Source organism: Lysobacter sp. Soil_C_15 (assembly GCF_057657315.1).
In genome coordinates this window covers 181,086-199,265 of record NZ_JBDGIR010000001.1, presented here as the reverse complement: position 1 = coordinate 199,265, position 18,180 = coordinate 181,086, and the positions used below count along the sequence as shown (strand labels likewise).

Below are 18,180 nucleotides of genomic sequence, written 5' to 3'. Positions count from 1 at the left end.
CGGACGCGGCTTTTTATCGCATTGCAGCAAACGTTTGCGCGGAGCGGTCGCAACGTGTGCGACCGCTTCGGTGTCTACTATCGCTTCGGCGCCGGCATCGCCGGCGGCTCGATCCGCAGGCCCGGATCGTTGTAGCGCGAGTAGCGCACGGTCGAGGTATAGCTCTTGTTCTTGGCCGTGGTGAGCGTCGTCTTGACCTGCAGGGGGTAGCCGTGAGCGCCGATCCAGAACGTCGCCGACATCCGCGGCTGGGTGTTGTCCGCCCGGTACAGGCGGATCGGCTGGCCGTCCACGGTCTGGCTGCCGAGCAGGGTCACGCTCAGGCCCGCCTCGCTGCCCAGCAGTTTGGTCCGGCTGTGCATCGTCGCCGCCCAGTTGCCGGGCATCGGCGTTTTTTGCGTATTGCCTGCAGAGGTTTCGTACACCGTGCTGCCGATGACGACCCGTTCGCCCAACTGGCCCATGCGCACGCGCAGGCGGTCGGGGGCGACGAACTGGGTTTCCACCGTCAGCCCGGTGTCTGCGCTCATGACCGAGCGGTAGCTGCGAGCGGCGTTGAGCCGGTCCACCGCCGCGATCAGCTCTTCCTTGGGGCCGGCCGCGGCCGGCGCCGAGGCGAGCAGGGCGATCAGCACTGCCGCCCGGGCCGGCGTTGCGGATAATGCGGGCTTGATCACGTACGATCCTTCAGTTCGATGGTGGCGGCCGGACAGCGGCCGGTGCCATGCTAATTGCGTCCCCACCGCCTCCTCCAGACCCCGCCGACATGGAACGTATCGAACGCATCCACGCGTTGCACAGGATTCTCACCGCGGCCCGGTACCCGGTCACGGTTCAGCGACTCCAGGAAGACCTGGAGTGTTCGCGCGCGACCGTGTATCGCGACCTGGCCTACCTGCGCGACTACCTGATGGCGCCGGTGGTGGGCAACGGCGAGGCCGGTTTCCGCTACGACACCAGCGAAGGCGACCGCTTCGAGCTGCCCGGGCTGTGGCTTAGCTCGGAAGAGCTCCATTCGCTGCTCGCCGCCCAGCAATTGCTGATGCGCAGCGGCGGCGGGGTGCTGTCGAACGCGCTGGCGCCGCTGCAGCAACGGATCGAGAAGCTGCTCGACGAGCACGCCGGCGGCCGCCGGCTGCCGGTGGAGCGGGTGCGGGTGATCCCGCACCGCACCCGCCGCCTCGACGAGACCGCGTTCCGCACCGTCGCCACCGCGGTGCTGGACCGCAAGCAGCTGACCTTCGAATACCGGGCGCGTTCGACCGACGAGCGCACCCGCCGCAGCGTCTCGCCGCAGCGCCTGACCCACTACCGCGAAAACTGGTACCTCGACGCCTGGGACCACGAGCGCGATGCGCTGCGCAGCTTCTCGGTCGACCGGATCAGCGCGGCCAAGGTCGGCGAGGCGGCGGCGCGCGACGTCGCCGACGACGAGCTCGACCGCCATCTGGCCTCCAGCTACGGGATCTTCTCCGGCGCGCCCAAGGGCTGGGCGACGATCGTGTTCAGCGCCAAGGCCGCGCGCTGGGTCGCCGACGAGCACTGGCATTCGCAGCAGCAGGGCCGCTTCCTGCCCGACGGCCGCTACGAGCTCAAGGTGCCCTACAGCGCCGGCCGCGAGCTGCTGATGGACGTCATGCATTACGGCAGCGACGCCGAGATCGTCGAGCCGGTGGTGCTGCGCGAACAGGCCAAGTCGATGCTGGAACTGGCGCTGAGCAACTACGAACGCTGATGCCCGGCGCCGACGCCCCGCACATCGCCGCCGGCGAACCGGTCGCCCTGGTGCTGGGCGCCGGCGGGGCGCGCGGCCTGGCCCAGATCGGCGTCATCGAAGCCCTGCAGGCGCGCGGCCTGCGCATCGTCGCGGTCGCCGGCTCGTCCAGCGGCGCCCTGGTCGGCGGCCTGTTCGCCGCCGGCAAGCTCGAGGTCTACCGCGACTGGCTGTTCCGGATGAGCCGCACCGACATGCTGCGCCTGCTCGATCCCGGGATCGGCCAGCCGGGGCTGTTCCGCGGCGAGAAACTCATGCAGGCGCTGCGCGAGCTGACCGGCGAGCCGCGCATCGAGGACCTGCCGGTGCCGTTCACCGCGGTCGCGGTCGACCTGATCCGGCAGCGCGAGGTGTGGCTGCGCGAAGGCGACCTGTGGGATGCGGTGCGCGCCTCGATCGCCATCCCCGGCGTGTTCCCGCCTTACGAACTGCACGGCCGCGAGCTGGTCGACGGCGGCCTGCTGGCGCCGCTGCCGATCGCCGCCACCCGCCTGAGCGATGCGCACCGCCTGATCGCGGTCGACATGCACGGCTGGCCGGAGCGTCCGCCCGGCGCCTTGCCGGTGGCCGGCGACGAGAGCGCGCAGACCCGGCCCAGGCCTTCGCTGCTGACCCGCTGGCTGCGCCGCGACGCGATCGCCAGCGATCCGGCGCAGGACGAAGAGCGGCCCAACGAACTCGGCTTCAGCGAGCTGATGGCGCGCTCGCTGGACATGATGCAGGCGCAGATCGCGCGGGTGCAGCTGGCCCTGGATCCGCCCGAGCTGGTGATCCGGATTCCGCGCGACGCCTGCCAGTTCTACGAGTTCTGGCGGGCCAAGGAACTGATCGCGCTCGGCCGGACCGAGGCCGACAAGGCGCTGGACAAGGCCGGCTACTGAGCCCGGCCGAAGCGCCGACGAACGGCGCGGGGCATCGCAGCTTCTGAGACGTGGCGCGGCGAAGGTGGCTTCAACGCCCTTTAGCCGCTACCGGAGCCTGCCATGACCGCCGCCGACCACCACGCCGATACCGTCCGTGCCGAACTGGACACCGTGCTGCGCTACGCGGTGGCGATCGGCGCCTTGCTGGTGCTGATGCTGCCGGCCGCGCGTGGCCATCACGGCGCATTGGGTTGGCTGCCGCTGTGGCTGGTGGCGATGCCCGCGATGGCCTGGTGGGCCCTGCACCGCTTCGCCCTGCCGCTGCGCGCCCGCCGCGTGGCCGATCCGGTCGCCGCCGGCCTGCGCCGCCGCCGTCGCGGCGCGGTCCAGGCCCGCCGGCGCGCGCGCGGCCCGGCCGGCGTGCGCGCCTGGCCGCGGGCGGCCTGAGCCCATCGGCTGTCAGGAATCCGCGTCTGCGACCGGCCCGCCCGATCCGGTCCGGCGGCGCCGGCACGATCTGTCACTATGAAGGCAGGCCGGATCGACGTCGGCCCGACGACCGCGGCCTCCCCGTAGGAATAGCGCTGATCCGGCCTGGGGCCGCATGCGGTCCATCTTCCGCGGATGGCGGGTGTTCCCCGCGGTGCTCACGCTCCCGATAACGGCAGCCGCAGCTCATGCGGCTCGAGCCGCATGAGCTGCGGACGTCCGCCGGCCTGCTTGCGCGCTAGCTTCCAGCGGCGACCCAAGCGGCCGGCGTTGTGCGTAACGCTGAACTCCACTCCTGCGCGGCACTCGATGACTTGCAAGCCCACGCGTCGCTCCGCTGCGTGGGGCTTGCAGGTGGAGCGCTCAGGAAGGCTTGGCGGCGTTCGCCGCGCCCCAGAGCGAGCCGGGGTTCACCAAGTCCGGATACCGCGCAAGCATTGCGTCATAGAGCTCGCGCGCGGACGCGGCCGCATCGGCTGCTCGGTTGAAGTCGAGAATGTACCTGCGCGTTTGCTCGATGTGTCGGGGGGAATGGTCCGGGTCGACATCGCCGTGTCCCGCCACCACCCAGCGCGGACGAAGCGACTCGATCTGGTCCAGGGCCGCAAGCCAGCCGGCGCGCGCGGCGGCGTCGCACTCGGCCAGGTAGGGATGAGTGTTGTTGTAGACGCAGTCGCCGGAAATCACCAAGTCGATGGACGGGACGTGCAGGCAGGTCGTGTCGGCGGTGTCGGTGTGTCCGATTTCGTGGATCACCAGCTTGTGGCCTTCCAGTTCGAACTCATTGCCTTGCAAGGGTTGCGGAGCCGCGAACTCTTTGGGAAGCACGCCGGGAAAGCGCTTTTCCCAAAAACCCTGGATGAACTCGGGGTTGATCTGGTCGCGGACCTTGGCGGCAACGGTGGGGGTTGCGATGGCCTTGGCTTGCGGGAAACGGTCGAGCAGCAGCTTCAGGCCGAAAAAGTGGTCTCCATGTGCGTGGGTCACGTAGATGGCGGCAAGATTCTTGCCGCTGTCGGCCACCCAATCCGCAAGCTCCTTGGACTGTTGTTCCGACAAAAATGTGTCGACCAGGACGGCATCCCGCGCTCCGTGGATCATGGTCACCGTGTTGGTCACCCAGGCCAGGGCCTCCTTGCCCGGCGGCACGCCTTGAGTGGAGCTGTTGCGTTTCTTGGTAAGCGTCTTGAACTGCAACGGAGCCTGCGGAGTGTGCGCATTGGACATTTCGATGTTCCTTTCTTGACGACTGCAAAGTCGTTGGGTTGCTTGGCCGGGCGTGTTCAGCCCAGGTGCGTTCGTAGCCATTGCGTTGCCGCCCCGGCCGCGCGGTCGAACTGGGCGAGATACGGGTCAAAATGCCCGCCCGGCACCAGCACGAGCTTTTTGGGTTCGAGGGCCCGCTCATAGGCCGCGAGTTCGAGGTCCGTAAGCGTCACCTTGTCGTCCTGCGCGACGATCAGCATGAGCGGCGTCGGCGAGACGCGGGAAACCCAGATGCCGGGCTCGTACATCCGCGCAAGGCGTGTTGAGCGGACCGTGACCTTGTTTTCCCAGGTGTCGCCAGGCACCTGTTGCGAGTAGAACTCGATGGCTTCCGGGGAGCGATAAGACGCCGGAACCGAAGGGTCGGCGCTGTAAAGGGCCTGGTAGCGAAGCGGCTCGCCGCGCAACTGCGCCCGTTCGTCTTCGGTCAGCATTTGCTCCAGCGCGGGCAAAGCGTCGGGCGAAACTCGCCGCAACCCTTGTTCGTATCCGCTGATCGTCGGCACCTGCGCCACGACGCAACGAAGCCGACGGTCCGTGGCCCCCAAAACTATCGCGTGTCCGCCGGCGTAGCTGGTGCCCCACAAGCCGATCCGATCCGGATCGACTTCCGGCCTGGCTTCAAGAAAGGAAATCGCCCGGCGCCAATCGGCTATTTGTCGCCACGGATCGATATCGTGCCGCGGGCTGCCGCCGCTTCTGCCGAACCCACGATGATCGTGGAGCAACACGACGAACCCGGCTTCGGCGAAGGTCGTCGCAAAGCGTTCGATGCCGTGTTCGCGCGTGCCGCCGTATCCGTGCGCCATGGTTACTGCGGGACGGCGCGCCTGGCCTTCGGGCAAATACAGCCAGCCCGACAAATCGACGCCGCCTTCGACAGGAAACGCCACTTCTGTTCTGGATATCACATTCCTTTCCTCCGTGTTGACATGTGGGTAGGTATGCGATAAATCCAAGTATGTGCATATGCTCCTAACGTGTCAATGAAGCATTCGAGTGTGCTGCGCAAGGAGATGAGAAATGAATGTGAATGGTGCGACTAATGTGACTAGTGGAGCGAAAGGATTCGCAGAAAATAAGGGCGCGCAACCCTGCCTGGTGTTCGTGCACGGGTTTCTGGATGAGGGCAGCGTATGGCGTCCATTGTTGGACGAACTCCAATCCAGGATCCGGCTGAAGGCATATACGCCGGACCTTCCCGGAATGGGGAGTCGGGCCGAGGATGCGACGCCGCGCGATCTGCATGAACTGGCGCGCTCCGTGCTCGAAGTCGTCGACCGGATCGGCGGCGCTATCGTGATCGTCGGGCATAGCATGGGCACGCAGATCGCCGAGCTTGTCGCCGTTGCGCGGCCGGCCGTCGTCAGGGGGATGATCCTGCTGAGTCCGATACCGCTGGGCGGCCTGTCCTTGCCGCCGGAAGTGGCCGAAGCGATGCGCAATCTCGGCGGAAACGAAGCGGGCCAGCGCGCCCTTCGGGCCCAGTTCTCGCCCTCGCTCGAAGACGAAAGTCTCGACCGGTTGGTGCGGATCGGCCTCAAGGTCAAGACGCCGGTGGTCGTATCGGCTTTCAACGCCTGGAGCACCGGGGTTCCGGAAGGCAATCAGCGAAGCCGCATCGATGCGCCGGTGCTTATCATGACCGGCGAGGAAGACAGCGTCTCAAGCCCGGAGTTGATGGCGGCCACGATCGCTCCGCGCTTTCCCGGCGCGCGTTTGGTCGGCATCGCCAATGCCGGCCATTGGCCTCATATGGAGAGGCCGGCTGATATCGCCTTGCAGATCGAACGGTTTCTGGCCGAAATCTAGCTTGTCCGCGGCCGGGCAGGCGCCAGGCGCCGCTGCCGAGGCGGGAGCGGAGGATGCCGGATCGGAATCTGGCGGTGACTTCGGCCGCGCCTCCGGAGCGAGGTGCCGGCCTCGTGCTTTGGCCGCAGCGTCGAACTTACGGGAGAGCGAAGAACATGGCGGAGACAGACGGCCGGTGGGTGGGCGCATTTCAAAACAAGTCGGCGGAGGCGTTCGCTGCGGCCCTTGCCGAGGACGTCGTCCTCGAAGCGGCCGTCCTCGTCGCGCCGATACGCGGACGCGACAAGGTCAAGTTCACGATGGGGCAGGCAAGCCATCTGTACGAAAGCCTCGAGTTCACTTCTCAGCACAGCGCCGGCGAAACCACGTATCTGCGCTGGCGCGCGACGGCATTCGGCGGCGTCGAGCTCAAAGGCGTGACGGTGCTGGTAAAAAACCCGCGTGGGTCGATCTCCTCCATCGGCATCTACCACAGCCCGTTGTTGGGGGCGCTGAAGTTTTCCGAGGAGATGGGCAGGAGGACCGAGGCGGCCATCGGAAGCGGGTACTTCTACAATCCATAATTCCGGATGCGGCAGGTTCGTATGCCGCTGTCGCGGACATCGCGACGGGTATGGCTGCAAGCCACCTCGGTGGTCGGCGCACGCCTGTCCACGATCCCGGCCCATCGCGGCCATCGGCCGCAGCGCAGGCGTCGCGTCGGCAACGCCGGTGGTCTGGTCCGCTGTTGTCGAGCCAGCCGGTCCGTCCGGCCGCCGGTCCGGTACGAGCATCGCGCCAGCCGACGAGGCGCGATCGGCGTCGCCTGCGCCGATCCGGGTTCTCCCGCCGCGGCGTCGGGCCGCGGTCAACCTGCGGTAACGGCGCTTGCGCCCGCAGTCGGACGCCGCATTGATTGCGCCGCTGCGCGCGACGCTCTCGATGGCTGCGCCGGCTCGTATCGGGGAGGCCACGAGTCCGGATGTCGTCTCGATTCGCCGCTCTCCTCCTCGATGCGCCGATGATCCGCATCCGGCCGCCTGCGGGAAATCGCGCCGGTCCGCAACCCGGCACCGAGCGGCGCGCGCGGGCCCGGCGTCGGCTCAAGCCCGATTGGCGCCGACGGCTATGATCCGGCGAGATCCAGTTCCGTAGCGACGACCGCCGCCATCATCTTGCGCATCTTCTGCGCCGGGGCGCGGCCGAATTTTTCCTCGAAATGATCCTGCGCCCGCTGCCAGGCGGCTCGTCCTTGTTCGACCCGGCGCCGGCCGGCGGCGGTCAGCGCAATCACTCGCGAGCGTTTGTCGGTTGCGCCGACCTTGACCGATACAAGTCCATCGCGGGCTAGCGGTTCCAGGTTATGGCTCATCGTGGTGCGGTCCATGACCACCGCTTGCGCGAGTTCGGCCATGGACACCGGGCCACGGCGCGAGAGAAACAACAAGATGATGTACTGCGTGCCGCGCAGGCCGACTTCGGCCATGCAAGCGTCGTAGAAGCGCGTTACATGCCTTGCCGCCTGACGAATCGCCGTGCAGTTGCAGAGAAGGGCGGATGCATCGGAGTAGTCCGACATGAGGGCGGTTCCTTATGCGCTGTCAAGCAAATTCGTCGGGCGACGGCATATAGCCGGTTGCCGGTGCGCCTGGTTGCCGCGGAAAAGCCGACAGGCGGTGCGTTCGATGCCGGTCGTGCGGGGCGCGCGGTCGCGGCAGGCCGCACATGGTAGCGCAACAAAAATCAAGCGGAAGTCGTGTGGCGGGCGCTTGGGGCGGCCTTGTCCGTCCCTTTGCGGTGACTCGGAAAGCGGATCCGGGGCAGTTCGCCGCCTGCGCGATTGGACGGCCAGCGCCGAGGGATTCGGCTCGCTCGCGCGGCGCGGCGCATCGAACGGACGCGGCGGGGCAGCGAGTGGCATCGGATTTGTCGCTGTTCGCAAGCGGCTCGCGCAACGCCCGGCCGAGCGGTGCAGGGCGCGTGTTCACGGGCCGATGCGGCATGTCTTCACCGCTTTGCCGCGGCCTGCGGCTGCGTCGATGCAGCGGTCGGCGGTTTCCACGATCGGGCGCGCGTGGCTTCGCCCGCGGCATTGCAGAGTCGCGCTTTTCCTGCTGTTGGCGCGTTGGCGGCGGAAGGCCTGGGATCATCGAATCCGCCGCTTCGAAGGGTGCCCGCCACCGCGGGGCCGAACAGCGCTGGGCGAGAAGGCGCGCCAGGGCGACCCAATCGTCGGAACGGGCCGCGCGCGCACGGCGGCCGGCGGGGCGGGCGAGTGGGGCGGCGGGAAGCCAGGGGCCGCGCCGCCGGAAGCGTCGCGACGGCGCGAGGGCTATCGGCCGTCGTCGCTCGGAACGCGGCCCGGGAAGCGCGCTTGCGGTTTTCCGGGGCGAACGTGGCCGAGACCGGATTTGTGGTTCCCGGGCCGAGTAGTCCGCCGCCTGCGATCTCTCCGCGACGACCCGTCTGCGCTGTCGCCACGACGCTCCTGGGTGGCGCTCATTCGATGCGGCGGTACCGCGAGGGCGGCCAGGCCATCGGCTAAGTTCTTGTCGTCAATGAACTTTCGGCTCGGCGCCTGGCGACGCTGGGGAACTGGGCAGGAGCCGTTTTCGGCTCGCGGCCCGGCCCCGGCGCCGCGCCGGCCGCAGCCCGGCAACGCGCCAGACTGGGCAAGCCCCTACGTGACCTTGGACAGGGCGGAGGCCCTGGGAGGCTGTGCTAGCGTGGCGGCCTTCCTTTGTCCGGAGCCGTCATGTCCACGATGTCGCAGACCTGCCAGTCGTTGTTGTTCGCAGCGGGTCTGGCCGCCGCGACGGCCGCCGGCGCCGCCCCCGCCAAGGAGTCCGCCGTGACCAGCCCCGCCGCCGCCGATCCCCACGCCTGGCTCGAAGACGTCGACGGCCAGCGCTCGCTCGACTGGGTGCGCGCCCGCAACGCCCAGACCGAGGGCGAACTCGGCGCCAGCCCGCAGTTCAAGCAGCTCGAAGGGCAGATCCGCGCGATCCTCGATTCCGACGCCAAGATCCCCGGCGTGCAGAAGATCGGCGAGCACTACTACAACTTCTGGAAGGACGCCCAGCACCAGCGCGGCCTGTGGCGCCGCACCACCCTGGCCGAGTACCGCAAGGACAAGCCGCAGTGGGAGACGGTGATCGACCTGGACGCGCTCAACCGCGAAGAGGGCGAGCAGTGGGTCTGGCACGGCGCCGAATGCCTGCGTCCGGACTACCGGCGCTGCCTGATCGCGCTGTCGCGCGGCGGCTCCGACGCCGACGTCACCCGCGAGTTCGACCTGGTCGACAAGGCCTGGGTCAAGGACGGCTTCTATCGCCCCGAGGCCAAGGGCAGCCTGAACTGGATCGACCGCGACCACGTCTACGTCGCCACCGATTTCGGCCCCGGCTCGATGACCACCTCGGGCTACGCGCGCACGGTCAAGCTGTGGAAGCGCGGCACGCCGATGGCCTCGGCCACGCCGGTGTACGAAGGCCGCGACAGCGACATGATGATCGGCGCCTACCGCGACCACACGCCGGGCTTCGAGCGCGATTTCGTCCAGCGCACCCTGGCGTTCTACAACGACGAGCTGTACCTGCGCGGCGCCGACGGCAAGCTGAGCAAGATCGACCTGCCCAATTCGGCCAACAAGTACGTGCACCGCGAATGGCTGATCGCCGAGCTGCGCGATCCCTACGAGGCCGGCGGCAAGCGCTACAAGGCCGGCAGCCTGATCGCCGCGCGCTTCGACGACTTCCAGGCCGGCAAGCGCGAGTTCGTCAGCCTGTTCGAGCCGACCGACGCCACCTCGCTGGCCGGCGCGACCTGGACCCGCAACCACCTGGTGCTCAACGTCCTCGACGACGTCAAGTACAAGCTCAGCGTGCTGACCCCGGGCGCGGGCGAATGGAAGCGCAGCGAGTTCGTCGGCGCGCCGGCGTTCGGCACGATCATGGTCGGCGCGGTCGACGCCGACGAAAGCGACGCGGTCTGGCTCAGCGCCAGCGACTACCTGACCCCGAGCACCCTGGCCCTGGCCGAATACGGCAAGCCGCCGGAAACGCTCAAGACCATGCCGAGCTTCTTCGACGCGTCCGGGAACGTGATCGAGCAGCACTTCGCCAAGAGCGAGGACGGCACCCGGGTGCCGTACTTCCTGGTCCGGCCGAAGGACCTGGCCTACGACGGCAAGGCGCCGACCATCCTGTACGGCTACGGCGGCTTCGAGATCTCGCTGACCCCGAACTACTCCGGCAGCATCGGCAAGGGCTGGCTGGAGAAGGGCGGCGTGTACGTCGTCGCCAACATCCGCGGCGGCGGCGAGTACGGCCCGCGCTGGCACCAGGCCGCGCTGAAGGCCAACCGGCACAAGGCCTACGAGGACTTCGCCGCGGTCGGCCGCGACCTGATCGCGCGCAAGATCACCAGCACCCCGCACCTGGGCGTGCAGGGCGGCAGCAACGGCGGCCTGCTCACCGGCAACATGCTGACCCAGTACCCGGACCTGTTCGGCGCGGTGGTGATCCAGGTGCCGCTGCTGGACATGAAGCGCTACAGCCACCTGCTGGCCGGCGCCTCGTGGATGGCCGAGTACGGCGATCCGGACAGCGCCGACTGGTCGTTCATCCGGACCTTCTCGCCCTACCACCTGTTCGACCCCACGCGCAGCTACCCGCCGGTGCTGTTCACCACCTCGACCAAGGACGACCGCGTGCATCCGGGCCATGCCCGCAAGATGGCGGCGAAGATGCTCGAGGCCGGCAAGAACGTGCGCTACTACGAGAACATCGAAGGCGGCCACGGCGGCGCGGCCAACAACGCCCAGGCCGCGCACATGAACGCGCTGGCCTACACCTTCCTGTGGCAACAGCTGTCGCAGAAGTGACCGCAATCGCCGCCGCGGCGCGCGCCGCGGCGGCGCGGCGACCCCCGCCATTGCGTCTCCCGCGCCCGGACCCCATATGAAACCGATCCTGTTCACGCTTGCGGCCACGTTCCTGATGACCACGACCCTTTCCGCCCCCGCCGCCGGTCTGCCGGCCCCGCCCGACGCGGCCAAGAAGCCGTACACGGTCAAGGCGCCGCACGGCGCCCAGCGCGGCGACGAGTACTACTGGCTGCGCGACGACAAGCGCAAGAACCCGGAGATGCTGGCGTACCTCAATGCCGAGAACGCCTACGTCGACGCTTTCATGCAGCCGCTCAAGCCGGTCGAGGACGCGCTGTACGCCGAGATCGTCGGCCGGATCAAGCAGGACGACAGCTCGGTGCCGTACCGCGAGCGCGGCTACTGGTACTACAGCCGCTTCGAGACCGGCCAGGACTACCCGATCCACGCCCGCCGCAAGGGCAGCATGGAAGGCGCCGAGGAGATCCTGCTCGACGTCAACGCCATGGCCAAGGACAAGGGCTATTTCAGCGTCGGCGACTATGCGGTGACCCAGGACAACCAGATCCTGGCCTGGGCCGACGACGCGGTCGGCCGCCGCCAGTACACGGTGCGCTTCAAGAATCTCGCCACCGGCGAGACTTACGCCGACGTCATCGAAGGCGTGTCGCCGAACCTGGTCTGGGCCGACGACAACAAGACCCTGTTCTACGTCGAGAATGACCCCGAGACCCTGCTCACGGTGCGGGTCAAGAAGCACGTGCTCGGCACCCCGGCGTCCAGCGACGTGGTGGTCTACGAGGAAAAGGACGACAGCTTCTACATGGGCATCGACCGCACCCGCGACGACGCCTACATCTGCATCAGCGTGCACAGCACGGTGTCCAGCGAGTTCCGCTGCGCGCCGGCGGCCGACCCGAAGGAGTTCTTCGTCCTGGCCCCGCGCGAGCGCGACGTCGAGTACGACGCCGACCACCTGGCCGGGCGCTGGGTGATCCGCACCAACGCGCCGGACGCCGACGGCAAGCCGGCGCCGAACTTCAAGCTGGTGACCGCCGCCGACGGCGCGCGCTCGCGCAAGGACTGGCAGGACTGGGTCGCGCACCGCGACGACGTGTTCGTCGAGGGCTTCGAACTGTTCGACGGCTTCACCGCGATCGCCGAGCGCTCCAACGCGCTCGAGCGCCTGCGCCTGCTCGGCGCCGACGGCAAGGAAGAGTTCGTCAAGGCCGACGAGCCGGCGTTCTCGATGGGCCTGTCGACCAACTCCGAGCACGACACCGAGTGGTTGCGCTACACCTATACCTCGATGACCACGCCGGCGACCACCTACGAGCTCAACACCCGCACCGGCGAACGCAAGCTGCTCAAGCGCCAGCCGGTGATCGGCTACGACCCCGAGCGGTACGTCACCGAGCGCTTCTGGGCGACCGCGCGCGACGGGGTCAAGATCCCGGTGTCGCTGGTGTACAAGAAGGGCTTCGAGAAGAACGGCAAGGCGGCGATGCTGCAGTACGCCTACGGCAGCTACGGCTCCTCGTCCGACCCGGGCTTCAACAACACCGTGGTCAGCCTGCTCGACCGCGGCATGGTCTACGCCATCGCCCACATCCGCGGCGGCCAGGAACTGGGCCGCAAGTGGTACGACGACGGCAAGCTGTTCCACAAGAAGAACACATTCACCGACTTCATCGACGTCACCGGGCAACTGGTCGAGGCCGGCTACGCCGCTCCGGACCGGGTCGCGGCCTACGGCGGCAGCGCCGGCGGCCTGCTGATGGGCGCGATCGCCAACATGGCGCCGGACCGCTACCGCGCGATCCTGTCGCAGGTGCCGTTCGTCGACGTGGTCACCACCATGCTCGACCCGAGCATCCCGCTGACCACCAACGAATACGACGAGTGGGGCAACCCGGAAAAGAAGGACTACTACGACTACATGCTGTCGTACTCGCCCTACGACAACCTGAAGGCGCAGGCCTACCCGGCGATGTTCGTCGGCACCGGCCTGTGGGACTCGCAGGTGCAGTACTGGGAACCGGCCAAGTACGTGGCGCGCCTGCGCGACCTGGACACGGGCAAGCAGCCGGTGCTGTTCCGCACCAACATGGAAGCCGGCCACGGCGGCAAGTCGGGCCGGTTCCGCCGCTACCGCGAACAGGCCGAGATGTACGCCTTCATGCTCGACCAGCTCGGGGTCAACGCGCCGGCGGCGCGCTGAACCGCGCCGGCGCCCTGCGCGCCCCTCGACGCCCGGCCCCGCGGCCGGGCGTCGGCGTTTGCGGGCCGGCACGGTGCGTGCGGATCGCGCGAGCGCTGCCGCCGCCCGCCGCAGCGCTTGAAACCGCGCCGCGCCCGCGCCATCTGAACCGCTCCCGCCGCCGTCGCCGACCGCATACTCTCCGCATGCCCCTGCCGCCGCCTCCCGTCGAGCCCGAATCCGCGGCCGGCCCCGCCCGCGAGGCGTCCGGCGCGCCGGCGCCGCGGCGTTGGCGCTGGGCCTGGTGGCTGCTGGCCTATCTGAGCCTGGGCCTGGGCATCGTCGGCATCGTCCTGCCCGGGCTGCCGACCGTGCCCTTCGTGCTGCTGTCGGCGTTCGCCGCCGCGCGCGGCTCGCAGCGGCTGCATGCGCGGCTGCTCGCCGACCCGCGCTTCGGGCCGATGATCCGCGACTGGGAGGCGTACCGCGCGGTCGGCCGCCGGGCCAAGCGGCTGGCGACGACGATGATGGCGCTGTGCGCGGTCGTCATGTTCCTGACCGCGCCGAAGTGGTGGATGGCCGCGACCGGCACGGCAATCATGACCGTCGTCGCGGTCTGGCTGTGGCGGCGTCCGGAGCCGCCCCCGCGCTGAGCCCTCGCGCAACGCCGGCAGCGACCCGGGTCACAGTGCGCCGCGGCCGCAGCTGAACCTGCCCAGCCGGCTCGCCGCGCGGAGGACCGGACGGGTTCGTTTCCGTCGTTTCTGCGGGCTACACTTCGGCCCATGAATGCACGCCTCGTTACGCCGCTCCTCCTTTCCGCGCTGACCCTGTCCCTGGCCGCCTGCGGCAACAAGGGCCCGCTGGTCCTGCCGACCCAGCCCGCGCCGCAGGAAGCGCCGCCGACCAAGCCCGGCGAAGTGCCGGTGACCATTTCCAACGTCAACGACCCGCCGGTCGCGTCCGATCCCAAGGCGCGCGGCTCGGTGCCGTCGCTGCCGCCGATCGACCAGGCCTTGCCGCCGCCCAACAGCGACGCCGACAAGACCGAGGCCGACCAGGACCAAGCCAAGCCGGCCGAGCCGGTGCCCAGCGACGGACAAGGCGATGGCTAAGCCGACCGCGAGCGGGCCGTTGCGCTTCAGCAAGATGCACGGCGCCGGCAACGATTTCGTCGTGCTCGACCTGCGCGGCGGCGAGCCCGCTCCGGACCCGAGCCTGTGCCGCGCCCTGGCCGACCGCCACTTCGGCATCGGCTGCGACCAGATCCTGACCATCGAGGCGCCGCTCAGCGAAGGCGCGGCGGCGTCCTACCGGATCTGGAACGCCGACGGCTCCGGCTCGCAGCAATGCGGCAACGGCGCGCGCTGCATCGCCGCCTGGCTGGTGCGCGACGGCGCCGCCGGCGACGGCGCGTTCGCGGTCGACAGCCCGGCCGGCCGCCACGCCGTGGTGCCGCTCGGCGAAGGCCGGTTCCGCATCGACATGGGCCGCCCGGACTTCGAGCCGTCGCGGATTCCCCTGCGCGGCTACGACGCGCCGCTGGACCAGTACGTGGTCGACATCCACGACACCGTGATCGGCTTCGGCGCGGTGTCGATGGGCAATCCGCATGCGGTGATCGAGGTCGACGACGTCGACGCGGCGCCGGTGGAAAGCATCGGCCCGCTGCTTCAGTCCAGCTCGGCCCTGCCGGAGTCGGCCAACGTCGGCTTCGCCCAGGTGGTCGCGCGCGACCGCATCCGCCTGCGCGTGTACGAGCGCGGCGTCGGCGAGACCCTGGCCTGCGGCAGCGGCGCCTGCGCCGCGGCCGCGGTGCTGATGCGGCGCGGCCGCATCGACCGCGAAGTCGCGGTGGAACTGCCCGGCGGCGAACTGCGCATCGACTGGAGCGGCGAAGATGCGCCGCTGTCGATGGCGGGCCCAGCCGCATTCGTGTTCGAAGGAGAATGGAATCGATGAGCGATAGGTTCGCCGACAAGCCCGCCGACGCGCTCGGCGCGCATGAAGTGGCCAACTGGCTGCGCCGGCACCCGCGTTTCCTCCAGCAGTTTCCCGATCTGGCGATGAGCCTGGTGGTGCCGCGCGAAGAGGGTTCGGCCTCGTCGCTGGCCAGCTATCAGCTGGAAGTGCTGCGCGACAAGAACCGCGAACTGTCGCGGCGCCTGCAGGAATTGTTCGGCAACGCCCAGGAGAACGAACGCCTGGCGGTGCGCACCCACCAACTGACCCTGGCCCTGCTGCGCCAGGACAGCGCCGCCGACACCCTGCGCGCGATGGCCGCGAGCCTGGCCGAGGACTTCAACGGCGACCTGGTGCGGCTGGTGATCTTCAAGCCGGTCCCGGGCTTGAACGACAGCGACTGGCTGCAACTGGTCGACGAGGCCGATCCGCGCCTGCAATCGTTCCGCGACGCCTTGGCCAGCGGCGAACCCTTGTGCGGCCGCCTGCAGCCGGAGAAGCACGCCCTGCTGTACGGCGAGCGCGCCGACGACGTGCAATCCACCGCTTTGCTGCCGCTGCCCGGCACCGGCCTGATCGCGGTCGGCAGCCGCGACGCCAACCGCTTCTTCCCCGGCATGGGCACGCTGTTCCTGCGCATGATGGGCGAGTCGCTGGCGGTGGCGTTGAAGCGGTTCGACTGAATCGAAGCGGCGGCATGGCCTGGGATCATTCGCCCGAAGCGGCGGCGTGGTTGGAAGCCCGCCAGCGCCAGTTGCGAGCGTTTTGGCAGGACACTCCGGTCCTGCCGTCGCAACGCTGCGATCATCTGATCGCCGAGTTCCAACGTGCCGCGGCCGCGGGCGATTCCGACCGTGCCGAGTTGCTGGTCGAGCTGGCGTTGCGGCGCGAAGACCCGCCGGGCTTGGAAGCCCTGCATCGCCTGCTGGCGTTGCCCGGGCACTGCCAGCACCAGCGGATCGTGCGCTGCCTGCAATTGGCGGCCGACCCGGACAGCCTGCCGTTCTTGCGCCGCGCCTTGGATGAAGACCTGCAGGTCATGCAGGACGGCGGTTGCTCCAGCATCGGCGCGATCGCCAAGTGGTTCAGCCACGCCTTCGCCGATATCGGCACGCCCGACGCGATGGCGGCATTGCGGCATTACGCGCTTTCGCATCCGGAGCCGGAAGTACGCGAGGAGATGCGCTACCGGCTCGGCCAGCTGAACCTCCGGCTCGACGGCTGACCTCGCTGCATCGGTCGCGCTCGACATCTACAGCAGGCGGTCGCAAGATGCGGTCGACGACGGCGTTCGCCGTCGTGGAGCGCCCGTAACGTGTCCGTCGCCGCCGTCGAAGCTTTCCTCGCCCATCTGCAGGTCGAGAAGCGCATGTCCGCGCATACCCTGGACGCTTACCGGCGCGATCTGGACGCGCTGAGCCAGTGGAGCGAGCGCCAGCGCGGCGACGAGGACGTGTTGGCGCTGCAGGCCGAGGACCTGCGCGGCTTCATCGCCGCCGAGCATCGGCGCGGGCTGACCGCGAAGAGCCTGCAGCGGCGCCTGTCGGCCTGCCGCAGCTTCTACGGCTGGCAGGTCAAGCAGGGCGCGCTGGCGGCCAGCCCGGCGGCGGCGATCCGCGCGCCCAAGGCGCCGCGCAAGCTGCCGCAGGTGCTGGACCCGGACGAGGCCAAGGCCCTGGTCGAGGTGCCGACCGACGCGCCTTTGGGCCTGCGCGACCGCGCCTTGCTGGAGCTGTTCTATTCCTCGGGCATCCGCCTCAGCGAACTGTGCGCCCTGCGTTGGCGCGACCTCGACCTCGGCGACGGCCTGGTCACCGTGCTCGGCAAGGGCAACAAGCAGCGCAGCGTGCCGTTGGGCTCGTACGCGTCGGCGGCATTGCGCGAATGGCGCGCCTCCAACGGCGCCGGCAACGACGCGCCGGTGTTCCCCGGCCGCGGCGGCGGTCCGATCACGCCGCGCGCGATCCAACTGCGCATCCGCCAACTGGCGCAGCGCCAGGGCCTGTTCAAACGCGTGCACCCGCACTTGCTGCGGCATTCCTTCGCCAGCCACATCCTCGAATCCTCCGGCGACCTGCGCGGCGTGCAGGAGCTGCTCGGCCACGCCGACATCGCCACCACCCAGATCTACACCCATCTGGATTACCAGCATCTGGCCAAGGTCTACGACGCGGCGCATCCGCGGGCCAAGCGCAAGCGCGAGGAGTAAGCGGGCAGGGGGCCGGCGTTCGCACGCTGCCCGCTGCTGCGCGCCGATTTCTCGCACTGACTGTGCAAGCGTGATCGGGTCGTCGCTATCGGCAGCGCGCGATGGGCGCGGCGGGAACTAAAATCCCGCACCTCTCAGGCAAACCAAGGAACGGTGTCATGCAAACGATACTGGCGGCGATGCTGGCGATGGGCGCGGCGGCGAACGCGCCGGCGGCGAAGCAGGCGCCCGCCCGCGAAAGTTACGGCCTGGCCGGCGGCCGGGACCGGGTCGGCTGCGTCATGACCCATCGCAAGATCGCCCGGTTTCCGCTGGCGGTGAGCATCCTCGCCCCGGGGCCGGGGCTGGAAGCGTCCGCGCCGCTGCGCGGGCAGGTGGTGTCGGCTCTGGCCAAGCCCTGCGAGCGGCTGGAAGACGCTACCGTGGCCCCCGACGAGCCGGCGCCTCGGGCCTATGCGGTGCGCCTGGACCGGGCTGAAGAGGGCGTATGGAGCGGCATGATCGCGTTCGACGCGACCGCGCCGGCTTCGCTGCGCGCCTGCGTCAGCAGGGAAGGCGTGCACTTCACTGCCTGGAGCGGCAAGCCGCTGCGCAGCGCGCGCTTGTGGCATGCCTATTACTATCTGGATTACGAAGTCGAAACCGGCGGCGAAACCGATTGCCGCAAGCAGGACTACGCCGAGTGAACGCGGCTCGGGAGCGGCGTCGCCGCTCCCGGCGCGGGGCTTGAACCGGCCG

At 69.0% G+C, this 18,180-nt stretch carries 18 protein-coding genes; 14 read left to right on the top strand and 4 right to left on the bottom strand.

Annotation, left to right across the window (positions count from 1 at the left end; translation table 11 throughout):
* Positions 1–77: 77 nt before the first annotated feature.
* Positions 78–677, bottom strand: a complete 600-nt coding sequence (locus AC3A57_RS00940; protein ID WP_487577153.1) for a hypothetical protein — start codon at positions 675–677, stop codon at positions 78–80.
* Positions 678–766: 89 nt separating this feature from the next.
* Between AC3A57_RS00940 and AC3A57_RS00935 the strand changes: the two genes are divergently transcribed.
* From AC3A57_RS00935 to AC3A57_RS00925, 3 genes are all read left to right on the top strand, one after another.
* Positions 767–1,735 carry a helix-turn-helix transcriptional regulator gene (locus tag AC3A57_RS00935; protein WP_487577152.1) on the top strand — a complete coding sequence of 323 codons (969 nt, stop codon included), beginning with the start codon at positions 767–769 and terminating at the stop codon, positions 1,733–1,735.
* Positions 1,735–2,655: a patatin-like phospholipase family protein gene (locus AC3A57_RS00930; RefSeq protein ID WP_487577151.1), complete on the top strand. Its 921-nt coding sequence runs from the start codon at positions 1,735–1,737 to the stop codon at positions 2,653–2,655. Before AC3A57_RS00935 ends, AC3A57_RS00930 begins: the two co-directional genes overlap by 1 nt.
* A 102-nt stretch (positions 2,656–2,757) precedes the next feature.
* Positions 2,758–3,084 carry a hypothetical protein gene (locus AC3A57_RS00925; protein WP_487577150.1) on the top strand — a complete coding sequence of 109 codons (327 nt, stop codon included), beginning with the start codon at positions 2,758–2,760 and terminating at the stop codon, positions 3,082–3,084.
* A 405-nt stretch (positions 3,085–3,489) separates the two neighbouring features.
* On the opposite strand, the gene AC3A57_RS00920 is transcribed toward AC3A57_RS00925, so the two are convergent.
* Together AC3A57_RS00920 and AC3A57_RS00915 are read right to left on the bottom strand one after the other, a co-directional pair.
* Positions 3,490–4,353, bottom strand: a complete 864-nt coding sequence (locus AC3A57_RS00920; RefSeq protein ID WP_487577149.1) for an MBL fold metallo-hydrolase — start codon at positions 4,351–4,353, stop codon at positions 3,490–3,492.
* 56 nt (positions 4,354–4,409) lie between these two features.
* The gene (locus tag AC3A57_RS00915) at positions 4,410–5,303 is read right to left on the bottom strand and encodes an alpha/beta hydrolase (protein WP_487577148.1); all 894 of its coding nucleotides are present in this window, start codon (positions 5,301–5,303) and stop codon (positions 4,410–4,412) included.
* 112 nt (positions 5,304–5,415) lie between these two features.
* Between AC3A57_RS00915 and AC3A57_RS00910 the strand changes: the two genes are divergently transcribed.
* Positions 5,416–6,204 carry an alpha/beta fold hydrolase gene (locus tag AC3A57_RS00910; RefSeq protein WP_487577147.1) on the top strand — a complete coding sequence of 263 codons (789 nt, stop codon included), beginning with the start codon at positions 5,416–5,418 and terminating at the stop codon, positions 6,202–6,204.
* A gap of 155 nt (positions 6,205–6,359) precedes the next feature.
* The gene (locus AC3A57_RS00905; protein WP_487577146.1) at positions 6,360–6,767 is read left to right on the top strand and encodes a nuclear transport factor 2 family protein; all 408 of its coding nucleotides are present in this window, start codon (positions 6,360–6,362) and stop codon (positions 6,765–6,767) included.
* Between the two features lie 542 nt (positions 6,768–7,309).
* Here AC3A57_RS00905 and AC3A57_RS00900 read toward each other — a convergent pair.
* A complete protein-coding gene (locus tag AC3A57_RS00900) occupies positions 7,310–7,762 on the bottom strand; it encodes a MarR family winged helix-turn-helix transcriptional regulator (RefSeq protein WP_487577145.1) in 453 nt (150 codons plus the stop codon).
* Between the two features lie 1,185 nt (positions 7,763–8,947).
* Between AC3A57_RS00900 and AC3A57_RS00895 the strand changes: the two genes are divergently transcribed.
* The 9 genes from AC3A57_RS00895 to AC3A57_RS00855 all read left to right on the top strand — a co-directional run bounded on the left by AC3A57_RS00895 (position 8,948) and on the right by AC3A57_RS00855 (position 18,128).
* Positions 8,948–11,068, top strand: coding sequence for a prolyl oligopeptidase family serine peptidase (locus AC3A57_RS00895; protein ID WP_487577697.1), 2,121 nt, complete (start codon positions 8,948–8,950; stop codon positions 11,066–11,068).
* 76 nt (positions 11,069–11,144) lie between these two features.
* Entirely contained in the window at positions 11,145–13,292 is a 2,148-nt protein-coding gene (locus AC3A57_RS00890) for a S9 family peptidase (RefSeq protein ID WP_487577144.1), read from the top strand.
* 185 nt (positions 13,293–13,477) lie between these two features.
* Entirely contained in the window at positions 13,478–13,924 is a 447-nt protein-coding gene (locus AC3A57_RS00885; protein WP_487577143.1) for a YbaN family protein, read from the top strand.
* A gap of 132 nt (positions 13,925–14,056) precedes the next feature.
* Positions 14,057–14,386: an LPS translocon maturation chaperone LptM gene (gene lptM / locus AC3A57_RS00880; RefSeq protein WP_487577142.1), complete on the top strand. Its 330-nt coding sequence runs from the start codon at positions 14,057–14,059 to the stop codon at positions 14,384–14,386.
* A complete protein-coding gene (dapF, locus tag AC3A57_RS00875) occupies positions 14,379–15,233 on the top strand; it encodes a diaminopimelate epimerase (protein WP_255594975.1) in 855 nt (284 codons plus the stop codon). The genes lptM and dapF overlap by 8 nt, the downstream gene beginning before the upstream one ends.
* Positions 15,221–15,916 (top strand): DUF484 family protein, encoded by a 696-nt coding sequence (locus tag AC3A57_RS00870; RefSeq protein WP_487577141.1) that lies wholly within the window; start codon positions 15,221–15,223, stop codon positions 15,914–15,916. Before dapF ends, AC3A57_RS00870 begins: the two co-directional genes overlap by 13 nt.
* A 14-nt stretch (positions 15,917–15,930) precedes the next feature.
* A complete protein-coding gene (locus AC3A57_RS00865; RefSeq protein ID WP_487577140.1) occupies positions 15,931–16,458 on the top strand; it encodes a hypothetical protein in 528 nt (175 codons plus the stop codon).
* Between the two features lie 144 nt (positions 16,459–16,602).
* Entirely contained in the window at positions 16,603–17,442 is an 840-nt protein-coding gene (gene xerC, locus AC3A57_RS00860; RefSeq protein WP_487577696.1) for a tyrosine recombinase XerC, read from the top strand.
* A 158-nt stretch (positions 17,443–17,600) separates the two neighbouring features.
* Positions 17,601–18,128, top strand: a complete 528-nt coding sequence (locus AC3A57_RS00855; protein WP_487577139.1) for a hypothetical protein — start codon at positions 17,601–17,603, stop codon at positions 18,126–18,128.
* Positions 18,129–18,180: the final 52 nt, after the last annotated feature.